Here is a 25,418-nt window from a genome sequence, read left to right as displayed (position 1 = left end):
TAAGGAGAGGTTATATCCAGATAGGATGCAGCTGTCTGCACGTTTCTTATCTATAATAAAAGCACAGACCCCGGTTTAAGGATCTGTGCTCGTTTTTATCCCCCAAACAGGTTTGCCGCGAGAGCAACGAGCGGAATTGTGCCAAGGGACAGAACTGTCGATACAGCGATGGTAACCACGGCCGTTTCCTCATCTCCGGCGTACCGGCCAAAAAGGATCGCCGAAAGCGTAATTGTCGGCATGGCTGACAGGATGACCACCAGTGCCTGAAGAAACGGATCGAGCGGGGTCATGAGAACAACCGCCAGCGTAACAGCAGGAATAACCATCAGGCGGATCACAAGCGGAAACCAGATCTGTCTGTACACCTTAAGACCCGCCACACGGAAATGGTTGTACAGCATCATGCCGATATACAGCATCGCAAGTGGTGCTGCAAGCCCGGATAAAAGAGCAGTCAGCTGCTGGAGAATGGCAGGCGGCTGAAAACCGGTCACCCCTGCAGTCAGTCCGGTAACGACCGCAACAAGCGGCAGGTTGATCACAGACTTCAGCTGCCGCAACTGAAACTTCTCCCCCGACTGAAGCAGGTAGACCCCGACACTGAATAAAATAAGGTCGAGCCCGGCATCGAAGACAGCTGCAAGGAGGCCTCCCGTTGGACCAAAAATCGTTGCGCACAGAGGAATCCCGATAAACCCGGTATTTCCGAGGGCTGCAAGTATTGTCATTTTTTTAGCGAACAGGGAACGAAAACCGGCGATACGGGTAAAAATCCACGCAAAAAGAAGCGCTCCGAGATGAAACGCAAGCGATATAAAAAAGATCAGGATCGCCTGATTCAGCAGCTGATCTGTGACCTCCGTATTAAAAACGCCGTTCAGTACGATTGAGGGAACAGCTATATTCAGGACAATCAGGATCATCGCCTGTTTCACTTCAGCTGTCACCGGCACCTTCGAGGCAAAAAAGGCCCCTATTCCGATCATGACACCCATGACCATAATTGATGTTATGACTACTGTTATATCCATGTTTGAATACCTTTCTGCCTGAGAGTTATGACAATAAGTTTAGCAGGTTAGTACTTTACGTGCATTAATAACAAGTAAGAAACGACCGCCTGTCTGGAAAGGATATCCGTAATTCCTGTCGAAAGATAAATAGAGTTATAGAATATACAGTCGTAAAAAAGCATGAAATGGTGGCAGTGCTAAATGATTTCACGTTTAAATATGATTCAGAAAAGGAGGTCGATGAGATGAAGCAGTGTCCGGCTTGTGAAATCCCGGTATCGAAACGTGCATCTTTCTGCCACTCATGCGGTGAACGTCTTGCAGGGTCTGATGAGAATACCAGCCACGTGGAAACGGATCACTCCTCACACGAAGCGCCCCTTTCTCCTCCAGCAGAACCTGCCGCTTCACATTCGTCTGCCACCCCGGATGAAAAAGAAGAGCTTGATGCTTTTGTCGGGAAAAACCAGTCATACTACTTTGACAGGTGGGAGCAGTCAGACGATCCGTCACGTACAGCAGGATGGAACTGGGCCGCTTTTTTTCTGAGCGTGTTCTGGCTTGGCTATCGGAAAATGTACGGCCTCATGATTCTGGTTATGGCCGTGAATTATTTTCTTCCGTTTTTTGTGAGGTCGGAACTTCTCGTCTTTGTTTTACTGATCAGCATCTCTATCTTCCTCGGCCTCAGGGGAAATGCCATTTACTACAGGCATGCGAAAAAGAAGATCGGTGATACCCATAAAGTAACAGGCGACATCCGGGCCGACCTGGCCAGAGCAGGCGGCACAAACCTGTGGAAAGCACTGGGGATTTTCGCTATCTTTGTGGTTGCTGTCTTCATTTTGGAAGAAGTGCTGTATCCGCATCAGTCAGCGGTGGAAAGTACATTCTCAGGCGGTGATCTGAACACCATCGTAATGGGGACAGGGATGGATGCCGATGCTGCCATCACGGGCCAGAAAACCACCTTCTCTCCTCTTGAGAACATCTTTATTAATGTTTCCTTTGGTGAGACAGTTGGTTCCAACTTCGACATCTACATCAGCAAAATGGAGCAGGGTTCAACACTGATGTACGATCAGTGGACCACCGACATCAACCCGACCTGGGATAATATCTCGTTTGTTCTGTACGATTCCTACTATGACCCCATATTTGAAGAAGGGGAGTACCTGCTGCAGATCTTTACCAAAGACGGTCTGGCAGGTGAACAGACCTTTACAGTACGATACTAAGAGGAGAGACTCATTTTGGATAAATGGTTTTATGCAAACGAAAGGGAAATATACGGTCCATACAGTGAGCAGGAGTTTCTGTCACTGATCACAACCGGAAAAGTTACACCGGAGACATTCGTCAAAAGAGAAGCAGACACGACCTGGTCGCCGTTGAAGGAATCCGGATTTTCCACTGAAGAAACGGCTGCTGTAAAAGAAGCGGAATTTTCCCTTCCTGATTCTGTGGGAACAGTTTTCAGGGGAGCTGCAGACAAGGTCAATCAGATGATTGGGGAAAAAGAGCAGGTCGACCTGAGACTCTCCGATGTCTTTTCATCCGTATCAAAAAAGCATTCAAAAGAAGAAGCTGAACTGCTGTTTATATCCGGCACTGCACAGACAACTCCCGAAGAAAAAAATATATCATCATCGTGGCCGAAACCGTGGCTGTTTTCCAGGGTGTTCTTATACTTAGCCCTTACGTACCTGCTTCTTTACGTATGTACATTTACGTTTTACAACGTCAATGCCATTCCCGGTCTCATTGTAATCGGCGCCTTTGCGGTACCGTTCTCCCTTCTCGTCTTTTTCTGGGAAACGAACGCTCCGCGAAACATCAGTATCTTTGAAGTTGTGAAAATGTTTTTTGTGGGAGGCGTGGCTTCAATCGTAGCCACCCTGTTTATCTTCTCCCTCTTCCCTGTCTACACATTGGACTTCGGCGGTGCAGTTACCGTCGGTGTAATCGAGGAAGTGGGCAAGCTCCTGATAGTGGCGTTTTTCATCTATAAACTCAATACGAAATATATCCTGAATGGACTTCTGATCGGTGCAGCAGTTGGGGCGGGATTTGCCGCCTTTGAATCGGCAGGCTATGCCTTTAATATTGGCCTGATGTTTGGAGAGAGTGCCATGGTCGAAAACATCTTTGACCGTGCCTGGCTTTCCATTGGCGGACACGTCGTCTGGGCTGCCATTACCGGTGCTGCACTCACACTCGTAAAAGGGGCGTCAACACTCACAAGTGAGCATATTTTCAACAGCCGCTTCCTGAAAATTTTCGCTGTCCCCGTTGCTCTACACGCCATCTGGAATATGCCGCTGTATACGCTCGAGGCATTTTACTTCAAATATCTCGTTCTGGTCACCATTGCCTGGATTTTTATTTTTACGCTGATGAACGCAGGGTTAAAGCAGATTACGAGGCTGAATGAAGAGATAAGGGAGGAAGAGAAGGGCAAAAGAAGCAATGCTTCGCCAGACTGATTACCCCGTGGCCTTTCTCCAGTAAACAATAAAGAGGATCGCCAACCGAGTCTGGCAGATCCTCTTTATTCGTTGTTTGTCAGAATGATAATTTACAAATCCGTATGCCACAGCCGCGGGCTCCTGCAGGAGGCTGGTGTGGAGTTTTACATCCCACCAGTATTATTCCAATTTTATCATTACGACTGACTTAAGGAACAGCAGGAGGATATTCTTGCATACCTTAAAGGCTTCATACAAAAAGCGAAGCCTGGTTTGCTTCGCCCTTGTATGCGGCTGAATCAGCAGGAAAAATCCCTTTTACTCATCCTTCACAAAAATGGCCACGTTCTTATCCACAGAACCATTGTGAACCTGAGGAACCACGCTGTGCAGTTCCCAGCCTTCCTTTGCTTCTTCGTTCAGCAGGGTTTCAAATTCCATTCTTCGCCGGTCAAAGACCAGTTCATCCACTTTCACTGTTTTGTACTGCTTCATTCGGAATTACCTCCATTGCAATTTATAAGCGCATGTCCTCTTCATTGACCAGGTCCATTGCTTCCTTAAACGGACGAAACGACTTTCCGGCAAACAGATCATTGAAGATCCGCCGTTCGGCTGTCCGGTAGGATTCCCCCATCTTAAGATCGAATTCTTCATTAAACAGCTGAAAATGCCCCGAGCGAGGGGTCGCTTCCCCGAAAAACAACCCGTCTTTTCCTTTCAGCATATCCAGACGGATGAACGGTGCAGGAATCTCCCTGCTGGCTGCTTTCACCATCTCCAGTTCCTCGCGTGTAAAGCCGTTTCCTCTGTAAAACTGTTCGTCGTATCTTCCGGTCTGAACAATATTCATATCTTCATCCCAGTAACAGAACTTCTTTTTATACATTGGATTCGTCTCTGAAACAAACAGGACTTCACCATAGAAACAGTAAAATTTCAGATCTGATGGCGGCTGTGTGTCCTCCTCTACACCGAGTATGAGCTCTTCAATCATCCATTCGTCTTTCAGGAGGTACGGCCTTGCCCGCTTCTGATCGCGCTCAAGCTGCTTTAGAACATCCTGTTCAAGCTCCGCCCAGCTGTCAAGCCACTTGCCTCGCCGAACAGAAAGTATTTTGTCGGGAGAATAGATCAGATATACACCCATGGAGCCTCGGGAGGAAGTTGGTTTGACAACAACCGGGCCGGTCTGCTCAGGAATTTCCTCAAATTTGTATGTCCGGCTGTCAGTATGGGGCCGTCTCAGGCCAATTTGATCGGCAAACTGGTACCCTCTCGTTTTTTTATTCAGCTTCCATGAATGTTCCGGAAAGCCCATCTGCTTAAGTGAAGACTGTTCAATCATAATCTCCTTATAGGACATGGCCTTTGGCAGTGTCATTTTTCTCCGCTCAAACTGTTTAATGGTGGCATAACTGACGTGCTCCGGCTTTACTGCCCGCCTGAGCTCATTGTACAGCGGATAATTTTCGTCAGATTTTATTTTCATATGCTTACTTGAGACCAGTTCTTCATAATACTGATAGAATCGCTCGTCTACTTCCCGGTGAAGCTGATGCAGGTCGCTGATCTGCTCCTTAACTGCATCATAATCGTCAAGATCGGAAGAATGATGATTACCTTCACCAAAGATCCGCTCTGAAAGTGACGGAGCCGCCTTAAGGGATAAGCCAGCAGCCTTTTTTGATTTTTTTACGCCTGTACCGCTATTAAAGTATGAAGGGCGAAAATCCCGGGGATTGGCGGTTTCCTGCGTCTCTTCTTTTATTTTCTGAAGGATTTCAAGTGTAAGTGAGCCAAACAGCGGCTTTTGCGCTGCCAGTTGATACAGCCAGGTAACTCCGCGAAAATTCATTTCTATAAATACAGGCTTCCCATCCTCACCTACAGCTACATCCCAGGATATAAAGTCATGGTGAAGGATTTGAGCATGCAGTTCTTCGACAAATTGAACAAACTCCCCGTAATTTGGAATCTGAGCACGTTCCTTAAACGAGTAGCCTGTGCTTGGGTGTTCATCGTGCCTGAAAGCATGCTCGTCTATTGCAAAATCAAGGAGCCTCCCCTTATCGTCCACCCCCACGCATACTCCGCCTGTTCCGGCGTTGTCACGAATACTTCCGTCAGCCCCGAATCGGGCAAACGTGAGCAGGTGCTTTACTTGTCCCTCCCACCTCAATGTGACCATACGAAGAGTATTCACAGAATTTTGATGGGGTTTTGCCATCACCCTATGCTGCTTCACAATATGCTGGATGGTAAAGTTTGGTCCATAGTATGACTCCAGGTCGGCCAGCCTCTGCGGTTTACCGTCGACTGTGATTCCCTCTTCTGTCATTTCAATCAGGTAGATGCCGGTGCCATTATTTGTGGTGCTCGGTTTTACGATATAAACTCCCTCACCGGAAGCTCCTCGCAGGTATCCTTCAGCTTCTCCTGAAGAAAGAACATTGTTTTCCGAATCGTAATATACTCCCCTAACCCGTTTTACAGCTGTTTTTGCCATTCGGTCAGTATCAAGAAGCTGTTCGTACAGGTTTTTATCACGATATACGTTCTTTTTTGATGACCCATTCAGGTACGGAACCACTGTTTTCCACACAATCGATGTAGGGATAAGATCCTTTTCTTTTCTGCCTGTTAACTGATGAAAAGCAGCATGGAGAGACGTGTCGATTTTTTCTCCTGTTCCTTTCTCCCAATGTGCCTGAACCTCATCCAGAAAAGCCGGTTCCGGTTTGCTGAGAAGGCCTGAATCAAGAAAGACACGGTGTTCCTTCATATTTATATTTAACCCAAAATTCCGGTAATGCTCTGTCGTCTCCGCCACAGTGAAATAATATCCCTTTTCATCCTCGCCTGTCCGGTAAACCAGCTCTCCCCCGTTTTTTTCGGTCAATGCTTTTAAACACTCCCTGCATTCCTCCGGGGTAACTGGGCGAACAGAGAAGTCTGTCTTTCTGTTATCAGTAACAATAGGATAAAAACGGAAGCCCGTCTCCCACTTTCCATCCTGCTCAGTAAACTGCAGCTTAGCCAGAAGGCTGTATGGAGGGGCGTCCATTGAAGCGTATCTGCCAGGGGAGTTGAATACATAATTGCCGATGGAATAGGCAATTAGTTTCCCATCGGATAAGGTCATTTCATTTGCCATATGGGTGCCATGACCAATAATGTGATCCGCACCTGCCTCGAGAATGGCTTGACAGCGTTCACGTATCCTCTCGTTGTCAGACGCCCATTTGTAGTCGCGTCCCTGCCAGTGAGGGATTACCAGTATAATCGCTTCAGGTTCGCGGTCACGAATATCCCGGATCCTTTTCTGCATTCTGGAGAGCGCCAGTGAATTGACACCAGCTTTATCCTTTTTGGCTATGAACCCGTAATCTTCCCGGTATCGCTTCGATGCTCTCATTCCAGTAAAAATAAACACTTTCTGCTCTGAATATTCTCCCTTTAAACTCAGTTCCAGAGGTGCAGATGCCTCTTCTCTGTCAGCACCCGCACCCACTGTCTTAAATCCTCCGGTTTCAAAGGCCTTTACTGTATTGAGGAAAGGCTCTTCTCCGAAATCAAGCGCATGGTTGTTTGCCATAGTCACGGCATTTACCCCAAGCTCGTTAAAAACAGACAGTATTTTATCTTTTTCATCCCAGTTCGGGTACTGTTTTCCTTCCAGGGGAGCAGCAGGACCGTCCAAAAATACAGATTCAAAGTTCAGGATAAAGTAATCATCGGCAGCTGTGAGAGGAGATACTTCTTTGAAAAATGAAGAAGGATCGTTTTTCAGACGTTCGTGGATATGCTGCCATTTCGGCTTATCAAGGTAATACTCCCCAAGACTTGTATCGCCCGCAATGGTAATGGTACTGGAATAGGCCATTGTATTACTCCTTTTCTTTCATTAGTAAAAGGCTCGGACCCCAAATTGCAATGAATTGGGGGCTACCGGGCAGCTTATTCGTTATTTTTTAAAATACGGTAATAGGAAATGAAGCTCGAGATGTTGTGCTGAGTAAAGTCGTTTCGCAGTTCAAAATGGTTAAGATGGCGGTGTACTGCGCCAAGGCAGAGATCTTTGTAATCAAAGTACATTACTGACTCCGGTTTCAGCTGCATTTGAAGCTGAAACTTGATTCCTTCCTCGATCGCTGACTTGTACTTCTCTGCTTCACTGTGATAGCCGTGATCGGATGCCAGTCTGTAGGCAGCACCTAGCCCCTCACTTCTGCATGCTACAGGGGTGGAAGCAGGTGTACCTGGCTTTTCGTAGGAACCGTACCAGCCTGGCTTTAAATCATCACCAAGGCGCTGGGCGCGAATGATCGCCTCTGATACAAAGAAAGCATGTTTAAGATACATTTCCTTCGGCCGCTCACGATACAAATCGTTCAAAGCATACAGAAGCCAGTGGTCATGGGCAATTGTTTTCAGAGTTGCATCGTTATCCCGGGTATTTATGAGATAATTTGCTTCATTTTCTCCTGCATCGAGCCACTTCTCATTTCCATCCACCTGATATAGGCGTGCCATTGCCAGGATTGCTTCTCCAGGATAATAGTGCGAAACAAAGTCCGTATCCTTACCGGTGGAATACTTCTGTTTGTGAACACTGAAGCGATCATGACCGTTCTGCAGCTCATAAATCCAGGTAGCCATGGACTGCATGATCGGCAGGTACTGCCTGTCCCCTGTTACCTGAGTATATTTCGCAAGCGCTACAATGCTCAGGCCGTTTCCACCCAGCTTGATCAGATCTCCTTCCACAACCACGTCGACTTCGTGTCCATTGATGGTAAGCTTTTTCGTCTGTTGAAGCAGAAAATCGATGGCACGCTGTATTTCTTTAAGAAGACCATCATCGGGCATGAGTTCGTATGTCTCGATCATGGAATAGGTCGTTCCGGCATGGCGGAGAATGTTGTAATCGTCCGGTTTCTGATTCAGATCCGGAAGAAAGCTGTACACAAATTTCCCTTTGGAGTTAACTGCGTGCTTATAGTAGTTATCCTTTGCTAAAGCAACGGCGTCCCACATGTCCTGAGCTGTGAGCTGGCCGTAGGAACGTCTCCCCCTTGTGAGGCGCAGGTACCCTTCTGATTCACTGTAAAAGTGCTCTTCTGTCTTAAACTTATAAACATCCATGTAGTCAGAAGCAATCATTCTTTTAACCGCTTTTTTATTGGATGAGAGAAAATGCTTTTCGAAAGCCCCGTACACACGCTCACGGACAATCTTTCGGTTTTCAACCATTCTGTAGGCCTGCACTTCTCTAGGCAGGAATGCAGTGTTAAAAGATTTACCAAAAAGAAGCCCGTCCCCGCCCCGGTTGTATCTCACTTCAGCACGGTCAATATTAATCCGGCTGGTTTTTCTTTTTACCGGACGAACACTCGTAACGATGTCGAGCTTCACAGATTCAGCCTTAAAGCCTGCAGGTTTATTTCTGTTAAAACGTCTCACAGCAAGTCTTACCGCCTCGTCCAGAGTTTCAGCAAGTCCCCGGCTCACAAAAGCACGTGAGTTGGCATCACTGACCGAAATAAACACGACCATTTTTCCGTCTTCCATCCGGTAGGAAGCTTCATAGTGATCCGTTTCTTTATACGCTCTGTTTTTCCCGGACAGCACATCCTGATAGATCGATTTTACTAGTTTCTCCAACTGACAAACCCCTTTAATTTATATTTTGTGATACTGTTTTTCTCTCTATGTAAGTTTCACAATTAAGTAGTTCAATAGTTTCCAGTATCGATTATAACAGAGGGATATGGGAAATTTGTCACCTTTAGGGAAAATATCGTATTTTCCACAGGAAAAGTGCACTATTACCTTTTCTTATAAGACTACTCTCTTGTAATTCAGTCTAAATAAATCCCGGAATCTCAGTGGATTCCGGGAAAATTCAAATTCAAGGTTATTAATCATCCAGCAGATCAGCAATTTTAGCGAGGGTTACAGGATCCGCTATTCCATTTACTGCAAGGTTGTATGTTTCCTGAAATTCTGATACCACGCCCATCGTAACTGGTCCGTAGCGCTCGGATGGATTTTCAGGGAAATTTCCGAAGCCAAGAGCTGTCAGATTCTGTTTCAGAATTTTAATTTCAGGCGCTTCATTTCCATCTGTATAAATAGAGTGGAAAATCGCCTCTACCATGTTTAGAGTTTCTTCATCTGCAATGCCTGATACACTTAGGCTATAATAGTCCTGAAATCCTGTCACTACCGCTGACGTAACTGGTCCATACAGCTCAGAAGGAGCCGCAGGGAAGTTTCCAAAACCAAGGGCTGACAGATCCTTCTTCAGGGAAACGATCTCAATTCCTCTATCCCCATTCTCAAATGGCACCTCAAGCGGCGGGATCATCTCGAGAATAAGTGCGTATGTTACCGGATCAGCAAGGCCGTTCACAACAAGATCCTGATCCTTCTGGAAATCAGAAACGACGTTCATCGTTACCGGTCCGTAGTTCTCGGACGGGCTTGACGGGAAATTTCCGTATCCAAGATACGTAAGACGTTCTTTCAAATCTTTAATTTCAGGAGCAGACTGGCCGTCTGTGAATACAGAAGTCAGAATGGATTTAATCAGTCCAAGTGTCGCTTCATCAGCTTCACCTGTTACTTCAATGCCGTAGTAGGACTGGAAGGCTTCTACGACACTTTTCGTTACAGAACCATATGTTTCAGACGGGTTCGCCGGGAAATTTCCAAACCCGAGCTCGGTCAGGTGAAGTTTGAGTTCTCTAACTTCAGGACCAACGTCTCCGTCCTTGTAAGGTACTTCAAGCGGAGCGAGAAGATCTTCAATTTTGGCAAGCGTGACAGGATCCGCGATCCCGTTAACAACAAGCCCGAAAACTTCCTGGAAGTCCGCAACAACACCCATTGTAACAGGTCCGTAACGCTCTGATGGGTCTGCAGGGAAATTACCAAAGCCAAGGGCTGTCAGATCGAGCTTAAGCTGCTTGACTTCTGCTGCTTCTCCGCCGTCAGTGAACACGGATGCAAGAATATATTCGATCAGGCCGAGTGTTTCCTGATCTGCTTCGCCAGTTACTTCAAGTCCATAATATACCTGAAACTCCTCTACAACTCCTGATGTTACCGATCCGTAACGCTCTGACGGGTCTGCAGGAAAGTTGCCAAAACCAAGCTCTGTAAGTTTAAGTTTAAGCTCACGGACTTCCTCACCTTCATCGCCGTCTTTATAAGGCGGTTCAAGAGGAAGGGCAACGATTTCTATACGTCCTTCGCCATCAGCGTAGTCGATCGGTTCTTCTGCCGCAGTATAGTTCTCTGCTAATTCAATCATCGCTGTCGTCATTAGTCCGTAATCGGCCAGTCGTTCACCATCAAACGTGTAGCCGCTTCCACCGGTAGCAAGGAAATCCGCTACCGCTACCGTGTAAGTGGATTCCATGTCGATTGTTTCCCCGTCAAGGCGGATGTCAACGTCGTAAAATTCACCACCACGGGTGTAAATCGTGTAATTCGCGCCGGACGTTTGAAGATCAAGACTGTTTCTACGTTCAAATGAGTATTTAATTTCTTCGTAAATTGCTTCGCCAGTCATTGCAATAACAGTAATTTCGTTTGCAAATGGCTCCACAGTGTAAATGTCTCTCATCATAACTGTTCCTGGATCAATGCTGGCACGGATACCACCATTATTTGTAAACGCCATATCCGCCCCTGCCGTGATTCTCATTGCATCCGTCCAGAAGTTACCAAGCTGAACGTCACGATCATAGCGAGGATCGCGGGAAAGACCGGTGTTCGAATAACCGATTTCCTGATCAAGAAGTTCATCCAATTTGTCGTTCCAGTAGTCAATAATGTCCTGGGTCGGCTGGTAAACTTCTGTCAGTTCTTCTGTATTCTGAAGAAACCCATCTACCCCAGTCACGTCAAGGGAATCTTCGTCAAGCGTAATTGTCACGTTACCTACATTATTACTGTTGGCACCTGTCTGAACGATCGGAGTGCCATTTACAACAGAAGGCTCTTCCAGCACGGTGTGCGAGTGTCCGCCGACAATGAGGTCAAAAAACTCAACTTCTTCAGCCAGGCGTTGATCCACACTATAACCCACGTGAGTCAGGCCAATAAACACGTCAACTTCATCTGCTTTGTGAGCATACTCTCTTGCAGTTTCCACCGGATCAGGGAATTCCAGTCCAACAAGGCCGGATGGCGCTGTAGCCGGAGGAGACTGAGTCAGACCCAGAATTCCTACAGAAAGTCCGTCAAGATCGAATTCCATGTAAGGCTCAGGCTGCTCAATAGCAATTGTATCGTCAGTCACAATCGTATTGGCACTGATCCATGGAAAATCGGACTCTTCCACTCTCGCCTGAAAATGTTCCTGACCGTAGTCAAACTCATGATTTCCGATTACCATTGCATCGAGTTCCATAGAGTTAAGAATCTCAATAAGCGGTTTACCATACTCCAAGTCTACTACCGGATTGCCACTGAAAATATCACCGGCATCAAGATAGAGACTACGCTCAGCTGCCTCTCTTTCTTCATTAATATACGCTGCAGCTTTTCCCAGCGGATCAATCGCAGCATGAATATCGTTCGTATGCAGAATCTTAAGTTCCAGTTCACCACTGCTGTCTTCTTCTGCATGTCCACCCGGTGCAAACACCGTAAATACGAGCAATACAGCAAGAGCAACTGCATAAATCTGTTTCAAACCCAATTTTGTCACCATAAATTCCCTCCCAAGGATTTATTTACATTTACAATAATACAACACATTATTACAAAATGACCCACTAATTTACAAAAATTAAGATAATTTGATGAACAGTTAGTAATATTCGAGTTTAAGACTAGTTAACTTCCATAAAATTGTAAATAAACCCTCTGAAACCAGGAAGCCATTCTACACCCAACACAAAAAAGCGAAGCAGTTTCTGCTTCGCTTCATTGGGAAAAGATATAATCCCGGACAGTAAAGCTTTTCCTATTTCACCGACACCCTCTCAACCAGCTCCGTTTCAAACGAATAGCTTTCCTTAACTTTCACACCTTCCAGCACCTGAAAAATAACATGGGAGGCGAGTTTGCCGATTTCGTATTTTGGCTGGCGCATCGTGGTTAATGGCGGTGAAAGATAAGGGGCGAGCTGGATGTCGTCAAACCCGATTATGGAGATGTCCTCAGGCACCTTGATGCCGTTCTCCTTCAGTGCTTCCAGGCCGCCGATCGCCATTTCATCGTTCGCATAGAAAATGGACTCCGGCATTTCACCCTGGTGGATAAGCATTTTTGTGGCCTGATAGCCGCCCTCCTGGGTGAACTTACCGTTTAGAATCCATTTGGAAAAGGGAGTCAGCCCATGGTGTTTCAATGCATCCAGGTAACCGGAAAGACGGTCCTGACTGTCCACTGAATTACCGGGACCGCTGATAAACGCCACCGATTTCTTCCCATTTTGGATCAGGTAATCCGTCGCCTGAAATCCGCCGTTCACATTGTTTACGTTAATACTGATAATGTTCGGGTCGCCGGTAACAGACCGGTCCAGCACGATAATCGGAAACCCTTCACGTGCAGATCCCTTGATAAAGCTGTCTTCGATATTATGGGCAAGCAGGATGACTCCGTCTGTTCTCGTTTCCCGCAGGAACTTAACGGCAGTGGAGCTTTCATCACCGTAGGAGCTGCAGACGATCAGATCGTATCCTTTTTCAAGAACCAGTTCCTGCACCCCTCTGATCAGTTCGGAATAGAAAGGTCCCGTAAGATCGCTCAGGATCAAAGCGATGGTTTTCGTTTTACTCTTTTTTAAATCCATTGCCATGCCGTTCTTCCTGTAATTTAATTCTTTGGCGGCCGCGAGAACCTTATCCCTTGTTGCCCCTTTAATTTTCTTGTTTCCGCTTAACGCATAGGAAGCCGTGGAAACAGCCACACCTGCTCTTTTTGCCACATCTTTAATAGTAGCCATGGATTCACCTCCCCCTGTATGACATTTTTCACCCGTTTCCTAAAGTCAGATACCTGTTACCAATTTACTACAAATAAACGGCTATTTCATTTTTCCCGCCGGAACCAATGTGCTTGTTACTGATTTTCAGTCCGCCATCGCGGTACCTGTTGGAAATCGTGTCCGCCGGAACCTCTTCACCGTTGACAGTCACCCTGCTGCCGGCCTCTTTGCCGGAAAGGTGATAAACGATCCTCACCGGACGTCCGGCGACTGCAAATTCAAACGTGAGGCCATCCAGACGAGTGTCAAGAACCGGATCGAAAATAACCATGTCCCCTTCCTCGCGGACACCAAGTACGTTCGACACCAGCTGATTCAGGTAAATTCCGGGACCGCTCGAGTAGATGCGCCAGCCGCCCTTTACTTTAACCTCGCCGCTCTTCAGCTGATCAAATCGCTCTGCCGCTTCGTAGCGTGTGTTGAATTTACCGTCCGAGCTGCTGAAGTAGGCGTTGCTCTGGCGCATTTCCGCATTCGGCACCGCATCGCCGATCCCGACAGGATTAATTACCTTCAGCGCTTCCCACGCCACATCGCCCTTGCCGACTTTCGCCATCGCTTCGATAAACCGGATGTGGGCGTGCACATACTGGAGTCCGATCTCCCTGCCGAAGTTCGCCGCCTGCTCGGCACGCTTAAAGTGCTTGCTCACACCGCCGTCGTAGCGGGCGGGCTTGTTCATGAGGCGCACACCGTCGGGGAAATAAAGATGTTTTCTGATCAGCTCGTAATGTTCTTTCATTTCCTCTTCCTCGAACAGCTCGCTGATCATGCTGCGGATCATCGGCAGAAGCCGGTATTCGATTCCGGTTTTACTGTCGGAAGGATGCACCATTTTCTCAGGGTTTTCCTTATCTGCGAAATACAGGAACCCGGAGATAACCTTATCGTCACGCAGGAACTTTTTATAGTCCCTTTTGACGCCTTCAGAGAGGTGTTTCACTTCGGCAGCTTCTTCCGGCGCCGCATCCTCAAGCATCTCACCGAGGCGCGTTAACGACTGGTAAGTCAGTGCCACAGTCCAGCTGCTGACCATATACTGCTTCAGTTCCTGGTTCGCCGGCTGCAGTGTATCGTCCCAGTCTCCGTCACCGTAGGAAGACAGAAACGTATCGTGAAGGAAGTTGGCTTTAATATAGTCAATCTGCTTATTTACGTGCTCCAGCAGCGTCCACTTCTGATTGGTAAATGTCTTGCTGCTTCTGTCTGTGTAGGGCAGCTGCTCATGGAGAATGGCCGTATCGCCTGTTGTCTTCAGATAATCCGCCAGCAGTTTCAGGGGCCAGACGATAATATCACCGTGGCTTTCCTCCTGCTGGATTTTCGTATAGTCATCGAACATAAACCACTGCGGCCAGTTGCCTGTATCCTCATACTGATGGGCATAAACCGTTTTGATAATATCTTTTACACGGTCGTATTTCTGCATGGCGAGGAAGTATTCTGCAGGTCCCTGGCACACATCCCTTGTGCCCCATGCCGCTGCTGTGTACTGCTCCAGTCCGTGCGGTACAGCGTAATGAATAAGCATATTGTGGGTATACCACCAGGCGAGCGTATTGAGCTTTTCCACATCGCGAGCCATGCTGCCGTTGTGCTCGAGCTTAAACCCGTTCATCAGCCCTGCAAAATAACTGCGGTAGCTTTCTTTCTCCTGCTCGAAGTCCTTTTCGCCTCCGGTGTCAAATTCCCCGGTTACACTGCCGGCAATCGTAAGGCGCCACTCGGCTGCTTCCTCCAGTTCGAAAGCGATTAAGGACGCTGTCCCCTGACCCTCCACTAACGCTCGTTCATCTGTCATGGCGGCCGGCACACTGAAGTCAAACTTGTACTTCAGGTCAGGATGCACGTCACGGCTGACGTCACTTTCCCCGGCCGTGACAAAGTAGGCTCCTTCTTTTTCTTCTATATAAAAGGGCTCCTCATATTCGTTGGCAGACATGGAAAGCTGATTTGTGACCAGGAACCGGTACGGCTTTCCTTCCCGGGACTCGATGTGAAGTGTCACTTGTGCATCACGGACAGACGTGTAATTGGTAATCACAATCAGATCGTCCTCTGTTTTGTAGTACCAGCGGGCGTAGTTAAAGCCCATCTCAAACAGGGACGGCATTGTGAGCAGGCAGTACTTCCCATCTCTTTCAACGTAAATCCGCTGTCCCGACGTTTTCGGGATATTCAGGGCGTTGCGGGGATTGGTCATGAGCTTATTGAGAGACGTATTCCCAACCGCCACCTGTGCGTTGAATATGCCGGTCATGCAGGACGTTGTAGTGATCTTATTCTGATCGAGCCCGCCGTGTTCTGCCGTCATCAGAATATGTCCATGCGGGCGTTCCACGCGAAGCTCTTTTTCAGGAAAAACAACATGCTCATGGGTTGGCGTGAAAAATGCCGCCAACCTGTCCCCGATGTTCTCTTCAAACCGTTTTTCCGGGAACAGACGGTCTACTTCCGAGGACGTCATCGGCAGCGCTTTAACATTTTCCCCGGTCAGTACGCTTACCGGTCCAAATTCGTCTTTCCCTGACTCGTGTTCCGCTTTCTCCACACGTTCCCAGGCCGCCTGCAGCTCCTCCTGAAACTCCAGTTCCTTCACAGGTTCCGGATGGTTTTCCTTAAACAGGACGTAAAAGACAGCCGTCCGGCTTCCGTTAATCGTTCCCCTTACTGATTTCAGGCCGGTAAAGGCAAACTCATACTGGTAGTTTTCGTTCGGAAAATCCGCTTTCTTTAACAGCTCAGGTTCGTTCGTTTCCTTATAGGAGAGGCCGAAGAACTGGAAGCCATCCGTTACATAGCCGTCCGCACCAGTCAGAGACCCCTGTTGCACGTATGGATTTCCTCCGGGCTGCGGCTGATTCTGCCTGCTGGCGATGACATAGCCCGCGCCTTCCGTCTCAAACGGTTTATGATCGATATACTGGGAAGCGTACGCTTCATTGGTGCGGACCATCGCCGGTGCGCCAAGGCCGAGGTCCTGCCCGTATACCACGTCCGCTTCCACTCCGTCCCCTTCCAGATCAACCTTCCAGAACCAGATGCCGGCCGGATCGGGTGAAAAAGTCACGCGGTACGAGACATTTTCAAAGCTCCCTTTCCACTGAACGGATTCGTCCCCAAAAGAGACAGCCGATGGGGAGCCTGAACCGAGCATCTTGCACCATTCGATCGTATTTTTCGAATGAATCCGCAGGTACAGGTTATTGAGTGAACCGTCAATCGTATTACCGAGCCACTGGTTGATCATGGTATGCTCCGAACGAATCTCATAAAGGTCTCCAGTGTGTAAAAACGTATATGTCAAATCACCGGATGTGATCTGGTGAATCTCACTTGGTCGTGTTTCTTTTTTCATCATGAATCTCTCCTCGCCGTATGCTCTGGTGGGTATTCCCTACTGCCGTCCACGGGGCTGATAGGAAAAACGTAGTTCGTCTGTATTCCGGCTGTCGGGACCAACACTGAGGGTAAAGTCCCCCGGGTCGCACGTGCAGGTTAAGTCGCTGTGGTGATACTTGAGGCTCTCTTCGTCCACCTCAAAAACAACCTGTTTTGTTTCACCCGGCTCCAGATGAATCTTGCGGAAGCCTTTCAGTTCTTTTACAGGCCTGACCACTTCCCCGACAAGGTCGCGGACGTACAGCTGCACAGTTTCCTCGCCGGCAGCCGTGCCGGTGTTGGTCACATCAACAGACACCCAAATCGTGCCGTTCTCCTCCATTATCTCTGAGGACAGCGCAAGGCCGGAGTAGGTAAACGTGGTATAGCTCAGACCGAAACCGAATGGGAATAACGGCTCGTTCGGCGCATCCAGATACTTGGAAGCAAACCGGTCCTCCGGAGCAATCTGATCCTTCGGCCGCCCAGTATTAAAGGAATTGTAGTAAACCGGTACCTGCCCCACGTTGTCCGGGAAGGACATGGTCAGCTTTCCAGAAGGGTTCGTGTCTCCGAACAGAAGGTCAGCCACAGCATGGCCTCCCTCCGTTCCCGGATACCATGCCTCAAGTACGGCGTCCGATTCTTCAATCACGCCGTGCAGGTCGAGGGGCCGCCCGTTGAACAGGACGGTTACGAGCGGTTTGCCGAGCTTCTTCAGTTCCGCAGCCAGCTTCAGCTGGGCTTCAGGCAGCTTAATGTTCGTCCTGCTGCCTGCCTCGCCGCTCATTTCGGAATGTTCTCCGAGTGCCATCACGACAACATCAGCCTGTTTCGCTGCTTCAACAGCTACCTCCAGCTCTTGAGAGGAGACCACTTCAATGTCACTGCCCTTTTCAACAGTCGGCCTGGTTCCGAGCTTTTCGCCAATGCCGGCGGCGATCGTGACAACATCGTCTTCTGATCCGAAGATGGACCACGGCCCCATGAGGTCCGTACTTTCTGCAAACGGACCGATTAGAGCGACGTTCTGCTCCTTCTTTAACGGGAGCGCTCCTTCGTTTTTCAAAAGGACACACGATTTTGCCGCGGTTTCCCGGGCAGCTTTGCGGTGTTCTTCAGACAGCGTCAGCTTTTCTTCCAGAGAGCTGTCTGCTCCGCGGTACGGGTTTTCAAACAGGCCGAGCCTGTTTTTCAGCTGCAGAATCCGAAGCACCGCTTCATCGAGGAGTTCCTCCGCCACCACGTCTTCTTCCACTAGCGTCTTTAAATGCTGAACGTAGCAGGGCGTCATCATTTCGATATCCACTCCTGCAGTTACTGCTTTCAGCGCGGCTTCCCTGTTATCTGCTGCCACCCCGTGAGGAATCGCTTCCTGGACGGCACCCCAGTCGGAAATGAGAACGCCGTTAAAGCCCATTTCCTTTCTGAGAAGGTCCCTCATAAGCCATTTATTGCTTGTTGCGGGTATCCCCTCTACAGTGTTAAATGCGGTCATGACCATTTCGGCCCCTTCGTCCAGGGCAGCTTCGTATGCCGGCAGATAATATTCCCTCAGCTGGCGCTCTGACATGTCCACCGTGTTATAATCCCTTCCGCCTTCCGGAGCTCCGTAAGCGGCAAAGTGTTTCACACAGGCGGCCAGTTTTGACTCATCGTTCTCAAGATTGTCTCCCTGGTAGCCGCGGACAAATGCACGGGCAAAAACACCGTTTAAGTACGGATCCTCTCCCGTCGTCTCCATCACCCGTCCCCAGCGCGGGTCCCTTACAAGGTCAACCATCGGTGAAAACGTGACATGAAGCCCCGCTGCTGCTGATTCCTTTGCGGCGATTGCGGCACTTTCCTCCACCGCATCCGGATCCCAGGTACACCCGAGGGCAAGAGGCACAGGGAATACCGTTTTATAGCCGTGAATCACGTCCGCCATAAACAGAAGCGGAATTCCGAGGCGGCTTTTCCCGAGGTATTCTTTCTGCAGCGCCCTCAGATCATCGGCTCCTGATGCTCCAAGGACAGAACCGCTCCCGCTCATATCTTCCTTTGCCACTTCCATTCCCGCAAACGGACCGGTAATTTTCCCTTCACCGCTCTTATCATCTATAAAGGAAGAAACCACCTGCGACATCTGAGCCGCTTTCTCTTCCAGGGTCATGTTCCGTACCAGATCATGTAATTTTGATTCATTCATAGCATTGAGTCCTCCTGAAATACGCTGAACAGAAGCTCCGCTTCACGCCGTCCGTTCGCTTTCCTCGGCGATGCCGGAAGCCTCATCGGCTTCGCCTGCGGGGTCTCGCCCGGCCTCCATTGCTTCTTCCTCTTCCAGTAACGCTCCGGAGCTGGCTGTGTCGAAGCAGCTCGCAGCTTACTCGTGAAGAAAAAGCTCATTGCCGCAGGAGTCTCTCTGCCGGCGTGAAGCTGCGCACGTAACTAATCAGCTGTTTTTGATGCTGCGGTGTGCAATTCTGTTCGCATGAGTTTTTCGTAAAGTCTATAGATCAGCTGCAGGCGGATGCAAACTCAAGTTCATTACTTAATGCCCGTAGTATTAAACCCTTCAACAATATAACGCTGCACGAACAGAAACAGAAACAGCACCGGAATGACCATGACAGTTGCACCGGCCATCTGCAGGGCAAAGCTGCTTGAGTGCTGACCCTGCAAAAGGGCAAGACCGACGGAAAGCGTATACAGCGCCTGATCATTTGCCACAATGAGCGGCCAGAGAAAACTGTTCCAGGCACCCACAAAGGTGAGAATCGCCTGTACCGCCAGAATCGGCTTTGATAACGGGAGGATAATCTGGAAGAAAATCCGGAACTCCTTAGCACCGTCTATCCGGGCAGATTCGATTAAATCATTTGGGATCGTCGTCATAAACTGACGGATCAGAAAGATGTTAAAAGCAGCAATTAATCCGGGCAGAATGATCCCTGCCATCGTATTCGTAAGACCCATCTGGTTTAAAAGCAGATAAACCGGAATCATGGATACCTGTGCCGGAATCATCATCGTTGCAAGCACACCGAGAAACACAACTTCTTTTCCCTTAAATTTGAACTTGGCGAACCCGTATCCCGCCATCGTGTTAAACAGCAAGCCGAGCATGGCAAAGATCACGATGATCAGTGTATTCGTAAAATAGGTGCCGAAGTTCAGATTCTGAAAGAGATTGATATAGTGCTCAAAGGTGAACTCCTGCGGCCATAATGTGGGCGGCATCGTGCGTGCCTCCCGTTCCGATTTGAAGGAACTCAGAATCATCCATATAAACGGGATGGAGACAAGAAATCCGCCGACCATTAAAACGATTGTCACGAACAGCTTTTCCAATCTTGTTTTCAACAGTGTTCACCTCAATTCTCTTTCGATTTATTAAACGTAAACTGGACTAGCGTAGCCACGATAATAAAAATGAACAGGACGAGCGATCCTGCCGCTGCGTAGCCAAAGTCGTTATACTGGAAACCACTTTCGTAAATAAACAGCGCCATGGACATCGTACCGTCAAGAGGGCCCCCGCCTGTCATGACAAACGGTTCCTCGAAAAACTGAAGCCAGCCGATCAGCGTTGTTACGGTTACGAAAAAGGTTGCATAGCTTAACGATGGAATCGTAATGTATCTTAGCTTCTGGAATTTGTTCGCCCCATCCATATCAGCCGCTTCATAGAATGACTTTGGAATTGACTGAAGCGCTGCCAGGTAAATCAGCATGTTAATCCCGATTCCTTTCCAGACGGCGAGAATAATGAGCGAGATTTTTGCAATGAACGGGTGTTCAAGCCACGGGACGCTGCCCAGACCAAGCGTGTTCAGAACATAGTTAAACAGTCCCACGTCCATGTTGTAGAGAAAGCCCCAGACAACCGCTATCGCGACGATATTTGTGATGGAGGGCACATAAAAAAGCACCCTGAAAAAAGTAAAAAGTTTGTTCGTCATATAATTTAGAAGAAGTGCAACAGCAAGAGAGCAGACAATAACTAATGGAACACCAATACTGACATACACGAGCGTGTTAAAAATCGACCTGCGGAACAGGGGATCCTGGAACAGTGCAATGAAGTTTTCAATGCCGACAAAGCTGACCATATCCCAGTTTCTGAGACCAATCAGGTTCATATCCGTAAAGCTGATCAGAAGGCTTACCAGGATCGGCAGCAGTGAAAAAGCAATGAGCAGCAGTACGGCCGGCCCGATAAACAACCATGGTGTAAGGGCGTTTTTATGATTCACATACCTTTCCTCCTCGTACAAATGATCGTTGAAAGAAGAGAGAAAGGCTTCCTGGGGGAACCTTTCTCTCTGAATTTATAGCAGGTAAAGAAGTGCTGCATCCCGCTTCAGGCTGTACTTCCCAAGGAAGCCGCCGTCTTTCGCTTCATTTCTTTCTACGGTACTGTAAAATTAATTCAGACGTCTTGCAGCCTGCTGCTGGAACTCGTCCAGTTCTTCGTCAAGGTCTGCACCGCCCCGGTTGATGCGCTCAAGTGAGGACAGCAGATCCTGGGCAATGTTTTCCCACTGGTCCAGTACCGGAGGAGCTGATGCTTCTTCCAGCTGGTCACCGAATACGGCAAGCTTTTCATCTTCCTGAAGCTCTTCGTCATCCCAGGCAGACTGACGGGCCGGCAGGGTGTTCGTTTCCTTGAACCATTCAACCTGTGTTTCAGGCTGGGACATGTAGGAAATAAACTCGAGGGATTCTTCCACGTGCTCCGTTTCCGCAAATACACTCAAGTGAGAGCCGCCGATCGCAGAAGCGTTGCGCTCACTTCCCGGAAGCATGGCCACATCCCAGTCTCCGTCAATGTCAGGGGCACTGTCACGAAGGATGTTGACCATCCATGGACCGCTGGAAAACATCGGTTTGCTTCCTTCCTCAAAGCCCTGCTCGATCGGTACCCCTTCTGTTACCTGAACGAGTTCTTCATCGAAGAATGTGTGATAGTAGGCCATCGCTTCTCTGAATGCAGGATCGGCAAAGTTCTCCTCTGCTTCCTCCTCGTTAAATTCCCATCCGTTCTGCCATGCAAAGATAGGCGGGACAAGCTGGTCATTCTGATCGATATCGTAGCCGTACATACCGTCGCCCCGATCAGCAAGCTCACGGGACACTTCCAGCATCTCATCCCAGTTCTGAGGCGGTTCGCTGAAACCGTGCTCCTCAAGGATGTCCGCGCGGTAGAAGAGTACACGCGTATCCACGTACCAAGGGACACCGTAAACACCGTCATTGTAAACCGTTGTATCAAGGGCACCTTCAAAGAAATCGTCATTACTGATTACGTCGTACTCATCTTCGTACTCCGACAGATCAAGGAATGCTCCCGCGCCTGCAAATTCCGCCACCCATGTGGTTCCGAGCTGCAGGACATCCGGGCCGTTACCGGAGGCGACTGCTGTGAGCAGGTTTTCGTGAGCATTATCCCACGGGATTGCCTGGACGTTGACTTCAATGTTATCGTGCTCGCTTTCAAAGTCCTCTACGAATGACTCCAGGGCGTTCCCTTCCTCACCCATGGCCCAGACATCAAGTGTGACAGCTTCCCCGTCACCACCCTGTTCGTCTCCATTACCACCGTTTGCATCGCCGTCATTCCCGCAGCCTGCTGCCGCGAGGACGGAAACACCGGCGAACATCGCTAAACTCTTTTTAAATTTCATCATGAACCCTCCTAAAGTTGAGTGAAACGTTTCAATTTTATACCAAAAAAATATTGACTTAAAAGACCGTACGAGTAGGTACACGCGGACATCTTTTTTTTGAGGGAGCCGGCCATTCTTCAGCCGGCCCCTCCTGATTAATTATTCGTTAATGGAAAACTCTTCTCTTTCAAGCAGGTGCTCAGGGTTAGAACCAATTTCGTTCTGATGGAAATAGTTCTTGATCAGACCGTCGTGAAGATAGTTGGCGATGGAAAGCATGATCATACCCTGGTCGAGGGCAAGATACGCCTCCGTCACTTCCCCGGTGTGAACATTTACGGTGTCATAGAAACCGTATGGTCCGTAAACGCCCAGCTTGCGAAGTTCCCTGAAGTTTTCAAACACTTCCATAGGCGCGTAATCGAGTGCCAGGAAGGACGCGTGAGGTGTGACGGTACCATCTTCAGGATAGCCTTCCATGCCGCCGGCCGGCACACCGAATTCCTGATAGTCACCAGGGATCGCTGCCGGAGAGAATCCCCAGACAGGGTACCCTTCTTCTTCAGCGTGAGCGATCTGCAGTTCTACATGCCGTTCATTGTTCAGACCAAGGCCGTCTGTTCCGAGCTCTTTTTCATTGATAACCAGTCCCGGCATTAAGGCTTCAAACATGCTTCCGCCCCAGCTCGGCACATATTTAATATCGTTGTGTTCGTAATGTCCCTGGAAAAAGGATACCCCGTCGTATTCCACTTCATACCCTTCTGGGATCTGACTCTGCCAGTCCCATTCAGGCGGGAATGTGCGGTACATGTTCCACCAGTGATCGGAAGGAACATCGCCTTTTCCAATCGCAAGATAACTTGTCATTCTTGTTTCCGAGTAAAATGTGCCGTAATGATGATCGGTCAGGCTGTCTGTCTCAACATCGTAGCCTCCGCGAAACAGGTTCTCGTCAAAATCGAAAAGAGTGGAATAATCCATCCCCTCTGCAAGAGCAAGGGCATCTTCCTCAAGCTCTTCGTAGGCTTCTGCCACGACGACCAGCCCTGCTGTGAGCCAGCCGTTATCCACCTGGGAGATAAACTGACCCCAGTCAGTCATGAGGCTCGCATCGTCCGTATAGTACCAGTTGTAGTATAGTCCGTTCCATGTTTCCATCTCCTGAAGGCTGCTGATCGTTCTGCTGATTTTTTCAACAGCTTCCTCTTCGTCAATAAAGCCCATCTCTTCAGCTGAGATCACACTCATCATATAAAGACCGATATTGGTAGGTGATGTATGTTTGCCTTCTTCGCCTTCATCCAGGCGGACAATATCATAGGTAAGACCCGTTTCCTCATCGGTAAAATCCTCAAAATACTTGTAGGTCTGCTTGGCAATTGCGTTCAGCTGCTTGTCCAGAGCAACATTCTGTCCAGGCGGATTCCCTTCATGGGGAGGCTGGGCATGCTGAGTGGATGGTAAAAAGGCAAAAACGAGTATTGCAGTTAACATGATGCTGAATAACTTTTTCATTAGACATCAACGCCCTTTCGTCTAAGGTTTTTGTTACATGACAAGTAGAAAGTTGCAAGTCACCATTCTGCTTACATGACGCCGGCAGCTCCAGCAATCACCTCCCCAACATTATGAAACTATTAAACAGCCATACCCGGTGGGCCCAAAAACCGCGGACGACATATGTATTTTCTGAAAGATTTCCACACCGGGAAAAAGACTTAAAGGTAGATCGAGTTGAAACGTTTCTCTAAAATAGTGTGTTTAGCTACAGTTAAGTAGTGAATTCAGTGTCACCATACAGGTGAAACGTTTCAATAATTTGATTGTAAAGTATTTTGTAAGCCCTTTCAACAGTGTTTTTAAAATTTCAGATAAAAATTGCGAATAGGGTAAATTTTCATATGTGGGCATTTGGCAGCTTCCCAGTCCCCTTATCCAGTTGTCACAATGAATCCACGAAATCATCTCAGCGCGGCAGTTTAAAAAAATGCACTTTATTTTTGACACCACTTTGAGATAATTTCATACGATCCGGGCTTTTCCGCTCCTTACACGTGCTAAACTATTAAGTAATATTATCCATTTCAGGAGGCATCCAGATGAAAAGAAAACAGACTTTACTTTCAGTCATTCTCGGATCGGCAATTACCCTATCCGGCTGCGGAGAGGTGAATGAACAGACCGGCACGGAGCCCGCTGGAGGAGACACCGAAGAAGACCATGAAGCTGCGGAACAAAACGAGGAAACAGTGGATAGCGATCCAGAGGAAACAACCGATCCAGGGGAAGATGACGATCTCGATAACAGTGATGAGGCAGTCGAAGAAGAGGAGCAGTCAGAAGGAGACTCAGAATCGGAGACAGATGCCGAGTCGGATACGGAAAAGGTTGAGGACAGTTCTGAAAGTGAAGATGCCCTTACATATACCAACAGTGAATTCGGGTATTCCATTACTTTTCCCGATGACTGGGAAGGGATCATCGAATACGATGAAGAACCGTTTTCAGAGCAGATTGAAGGAGCACTGAATGTGAGCTATGTACCGGAAGAAGAGATCGAACAGTACTTCTTTTCCATCATTGTTCTCTCCTCTGAAAAGGGAGTAGATTATCTGGAAGGATCACCGTGGGTTCATCTCGAGTCTTCCGATGACTACATTTTTGCCTATACCCTTGCCGGGGAGCCCGGGGAGGACTTGATGGAGCCAGAAAATGAAAGGTATCTGGCAGAGCTTCAGGATATGATGTATGACGAGCTGCCGGAGGTACTGGAGACGTTTACGCGTACTGATAATTAACAGAGGGTAAGCCAGAACACGCCCCTCCTTTACCGAGCAACCATAAAGTTCTTAGTTAAAAAACTTTCATTCACACAAAGTAACGG

Annotated in this window: 15 protein-coding genes; 3 read left to right on the top strand and 12 right to left on the bottom strand. The window is 48.3% G+C overall.

Translation table 11 applies throughout. The annotated features are described in order from the left end of the window. Nucleotides 1–95: 95 nt before the first annotated feature. Complete coding sequence (locus FGB90_RS08975) at nt 96–1,034, bottom strand: AEC family transporter (protein WP_138810483.1); 939 nt, start codon at nt 1,032–1,034, stop codon at nt 96–98. 227 nt (nt 1,035–1,261) lie between these two features. Here FGB90_RS08975 and FGB90_RS08970 point away from each other — a divergent pair, with 227 nt between their 5' ends. Then, on the top strand, nt 1,262–2,254 hold the full coding sequence (locus tag FGB90_RS08970; RefSeq protein WP_171051761.1) for a DUF2628 domain-containing protein: 993 nt from the start codon (nt 1,262–1,264) through the stop codon (nt 2,252–2,254). A gap of 15 nt (nt 2,255–2,269) precedes the next feature. Continuing rightward, entirely contained in the window at nt 2,270–3,502 is a 1,233-nt protein-coding gene (locus FGB90_RS08965; RefSeq protein ID WP_138810481.1) for a PrsW family glutamic-type intramembrane protease, read from the top strand. Between the two features lie 300 nt (nt 3,503–3,802). On the opposite strand, the gene FGB90_RS08960 is transcribed toward FGB90_RS08965, so the two are convergent. The 11 genes from FGB90_RS08960 to FGB90_RS08910 all read right to left on the bottom strand — a co-directional run bounded on the left by FGB90_RS08960 (nt 3,803) and on the right by FGB90_RS08910 (nt 24,049). Beyond that, the gene (locus tag FGB90_RS08960) at nt 3,803–3,979 is read right to left on the bottom strand and encodes a DUF4177 domain-containing protein (RefSeq protein ID WP_138810480.1); all 177 of its coding nucleotides are present in this window, start codon (nt 3,977–3,979) and stop codon (nt 3,803–3,805) included. A gap of 22 nt (nt 3,980–4,001) precedes the next feature. Beyond that, nucleotides 4,002–7,370 (bottom strand): CapA family protein, encoded by a 3,369-nt coding sequence (locus FGB90_RS08955; RefSeq protein WP_138810479.1) that lies wholly within the window; start codon nt 7,368–7,370, stop codon nt 4,002–4,004. Nucleotides 7,371–7,444: 74 nt separating this feature from the next. After that, on the bottom strand, nt 7,445–9,151 hold the full coding sequence (locus FGB90_RS08950) for a beta-L-arabinofuranosidase domain-containing protein (RefSeq protein WP_138810478.1): 1,707 nt from the start codon (nt 9,149–9,151) through the stop codon (nt 7,445–7,447). 256 nt (nt 9,152–9,407) lie between these two features. Beyond that, nucleotides 9,408–12,212, bottom strand: a complete 2,805-nt coding sequence (locus FGB90_RS08945; RefSeq protein ID WP_138810477.1) for a peptidoglycan-binding protein — start codon at nt 12,210–12,212, stop codon at nt 9,408–9,410. 255 nt (nt 12,213–12,467) lie between these two features. Continuing rightward, on the bottom strand, nt 12,468–13,454 hold the full coding sequence (locus tag FGB90_RS08940; protein ID WP_138810476.1) for a LacI family DNA-binding transcriptional regulator: 987 nt from the start codon (nt 13,452–13,454) through the stop codon (nt 12,468–12,470). A 67-nt stretch (nt 13,455–13,521) separates the two neighbouring features. After that, the gene (locus FGB90_RS08935; RefSeq protein ID WP_246056115.1) at nt 13,522–16,857 is read right to left on the bottom strand and encodes a GH36-type glycosyl hydrolase domain-containing protein; all 3,336 of its coding nucleotides are present in this window, start codon (nt 16,855–16,857) and stop codon (nt 13,522–13,524) included. A 36-nt stretch (nt 16,858–16,893) separates the two neighbouring features. Beyond that, complete coding sequence (gene bglX, locus FGB90_RS08930; RefSeq protein WP_138810475.1) at nt 16,894–19,068, bottom strand: beta-glucosidase BglX; 2,175 nt, start codon at nt 19,066–19,068, stop codon at nt 16,894–16,896. 341 nt (nt 19,069–19,409) lie between these two features. Continuing rightward, nucleotides 19,410–20,183, bottom strand: coding sequence for a carbohydrate ABC transporter permease (locus FGB90_RS08925; protein ID WP_138810691.1), 774 nt, complete (start codon nt 20,181–20,183; stop codon nt 19,410–19,412). Between the two features lie 53 nt (nt 20,184–20,236). Next, nucleotides 20,237–21,118 (bottom strand): carbohydrate ABC transporter permease, encoded by an 882-nt coding sequence (locus tag FGB90_RS08920; protein ID WP_138810474.1) that lies wholly within the window; start codon nt 21,116–21,118, stop codon nt 20,237–20,239. Between the two features lie 171 nt (nt 21,119–21,289). Further along, nucleotides 21,290–22,552 (bottom strand): sugar ABC transporter substrate-binding protein, encoded by a 1,263-nt coding sequence (locus FGB90_RS08915; protein WP_246056114.1) that lies wholly within the window; start codon nt 22,550–22,552, stop codon nt 21,290–21,292. Nucleotides 22,553–22,690: 138 nt separating this feature from the next. Continuing rightward, on the bottom strand, nt 22,691–24,049 hold the full coding sequence (locus FGB90_RS08910) for a glucoamylase family protein (RefSeq protein WP_138810473.1): 1,359 nt from the start codon (nt 24,047–24,049) through the stop codon (nt 22,691–22,693). A 584-nt stretch (nt 24,050–24,633) separates the two neighbouring features. On the opposite strand from FGB90_RS08910, the gene FGB90_RS08905 reads away from it, so the two are divergent. Beyond that, nucleotides 24,634–25,332, top strand: coding sequence for a hypothetical protein (locus FGB90_RS08905; protein ID WP_138810472.1), 699 nt, complete (start codon nt 24,634–24,636; stop codon nt 25,330–25,332). Nucleotides 25,333–25,418: the final 86 nt, after the last annotated feature.

The organism is Alteribacter natronophilus (assembly GCF_006007885.1).
Taxonomy (GTDB): Bacteria; Bacillota; Bacilli; order Bacillales; family Salisediminibacteriaceae; genus Alteribacter; species Alteribacter natronophilus.
The sequence above is the reverse complement of the archived record's forward strand: the minus strand, read 5'-3'. Positions and strand labels throughout refer to the sequence as shown.

Coding starts and splice junctions, on each gene's coding strand:
- FGB90_RS08975 (WP_138810483.1), bottom strand. CDS start 1,034: ATGGATATAACAGTAGTCATAACATCAATTATGGTCATGGGTGTCATG.
- FGB90_RS08970 (WP_171051761.1), top strand. CDS start 1,262: ATGAAGCAGTGTCCGGCTTGTGAAATCCCGGTATCGAAACGTGCATCT.
- FGB90_RS08960 (WP_138810480.1), bottom strand. CDS start 3,979: ATGAAGCAGTACAAAACAGTGAAAGTGGATGAACTGGTCTTTGACCGG.
- FGB90_RS08955 (WP_138810479.1), bottom strand. CDS start 7,370: ATGGCCTATTCCAGTACCATTACCATTGCGGGCGATACAAGTCTTGGG.
- FGB90_RS08945 (WP_138810477.1), bottom strand. CDS start 12,212: ATGGTGACAAAATTGGGTTTGAAACAGATTTATGCAGTTGCTCTTGCT.
- FGB90_RS08940 (WP_138810476.1), bottom strand. CDS start 13,454: ATGGCTACTATTAAAGATGTGGCAAAAAGAGCAGGTGTGGCTGTTTCC.
- FGB90_RS08935 (WP_246056115.1), bottom strand. CDS start 16,857: ATGATGAAAAAAGAAACACGACCAAGTGAGATTCACCAGATCACATCC.
- bglX (WP_138810475.1), bottom strand. CDS start 19,068: ATGAATGAATCAAAATTACATGATCTGGTACGGAACATGACCCTGGAA.
- FGB90_RS08925 (WP_138810691.1), bottom strand. CDS start 20,183: ATGGTCGGCGGATTTCTTGTCTCCATCCCGTTTATATGGATGATTCTG.
- FGB90_RS08915 (WP_246056114.1), bottom strand. CDS start 22,552: ATGATGAAATTTAAAAAGAGTTTAGCGATGTTCGCCGGTGTTTCCGTC.
- FGB90_RS08910 (WP_138810473.1), bottom strand. CDS start 24,049: ATGAAAAAGTTATTCAGCATCATGTTAACTGCAATACTCGTTTTTGCC.
- FGB90_RS08905 (WP_138810472.1), top strand. CDS start 24,634: ATGAAAAGAAAACAGACTTTACTTTCAGTCATTCTCGGATCGGCAATT.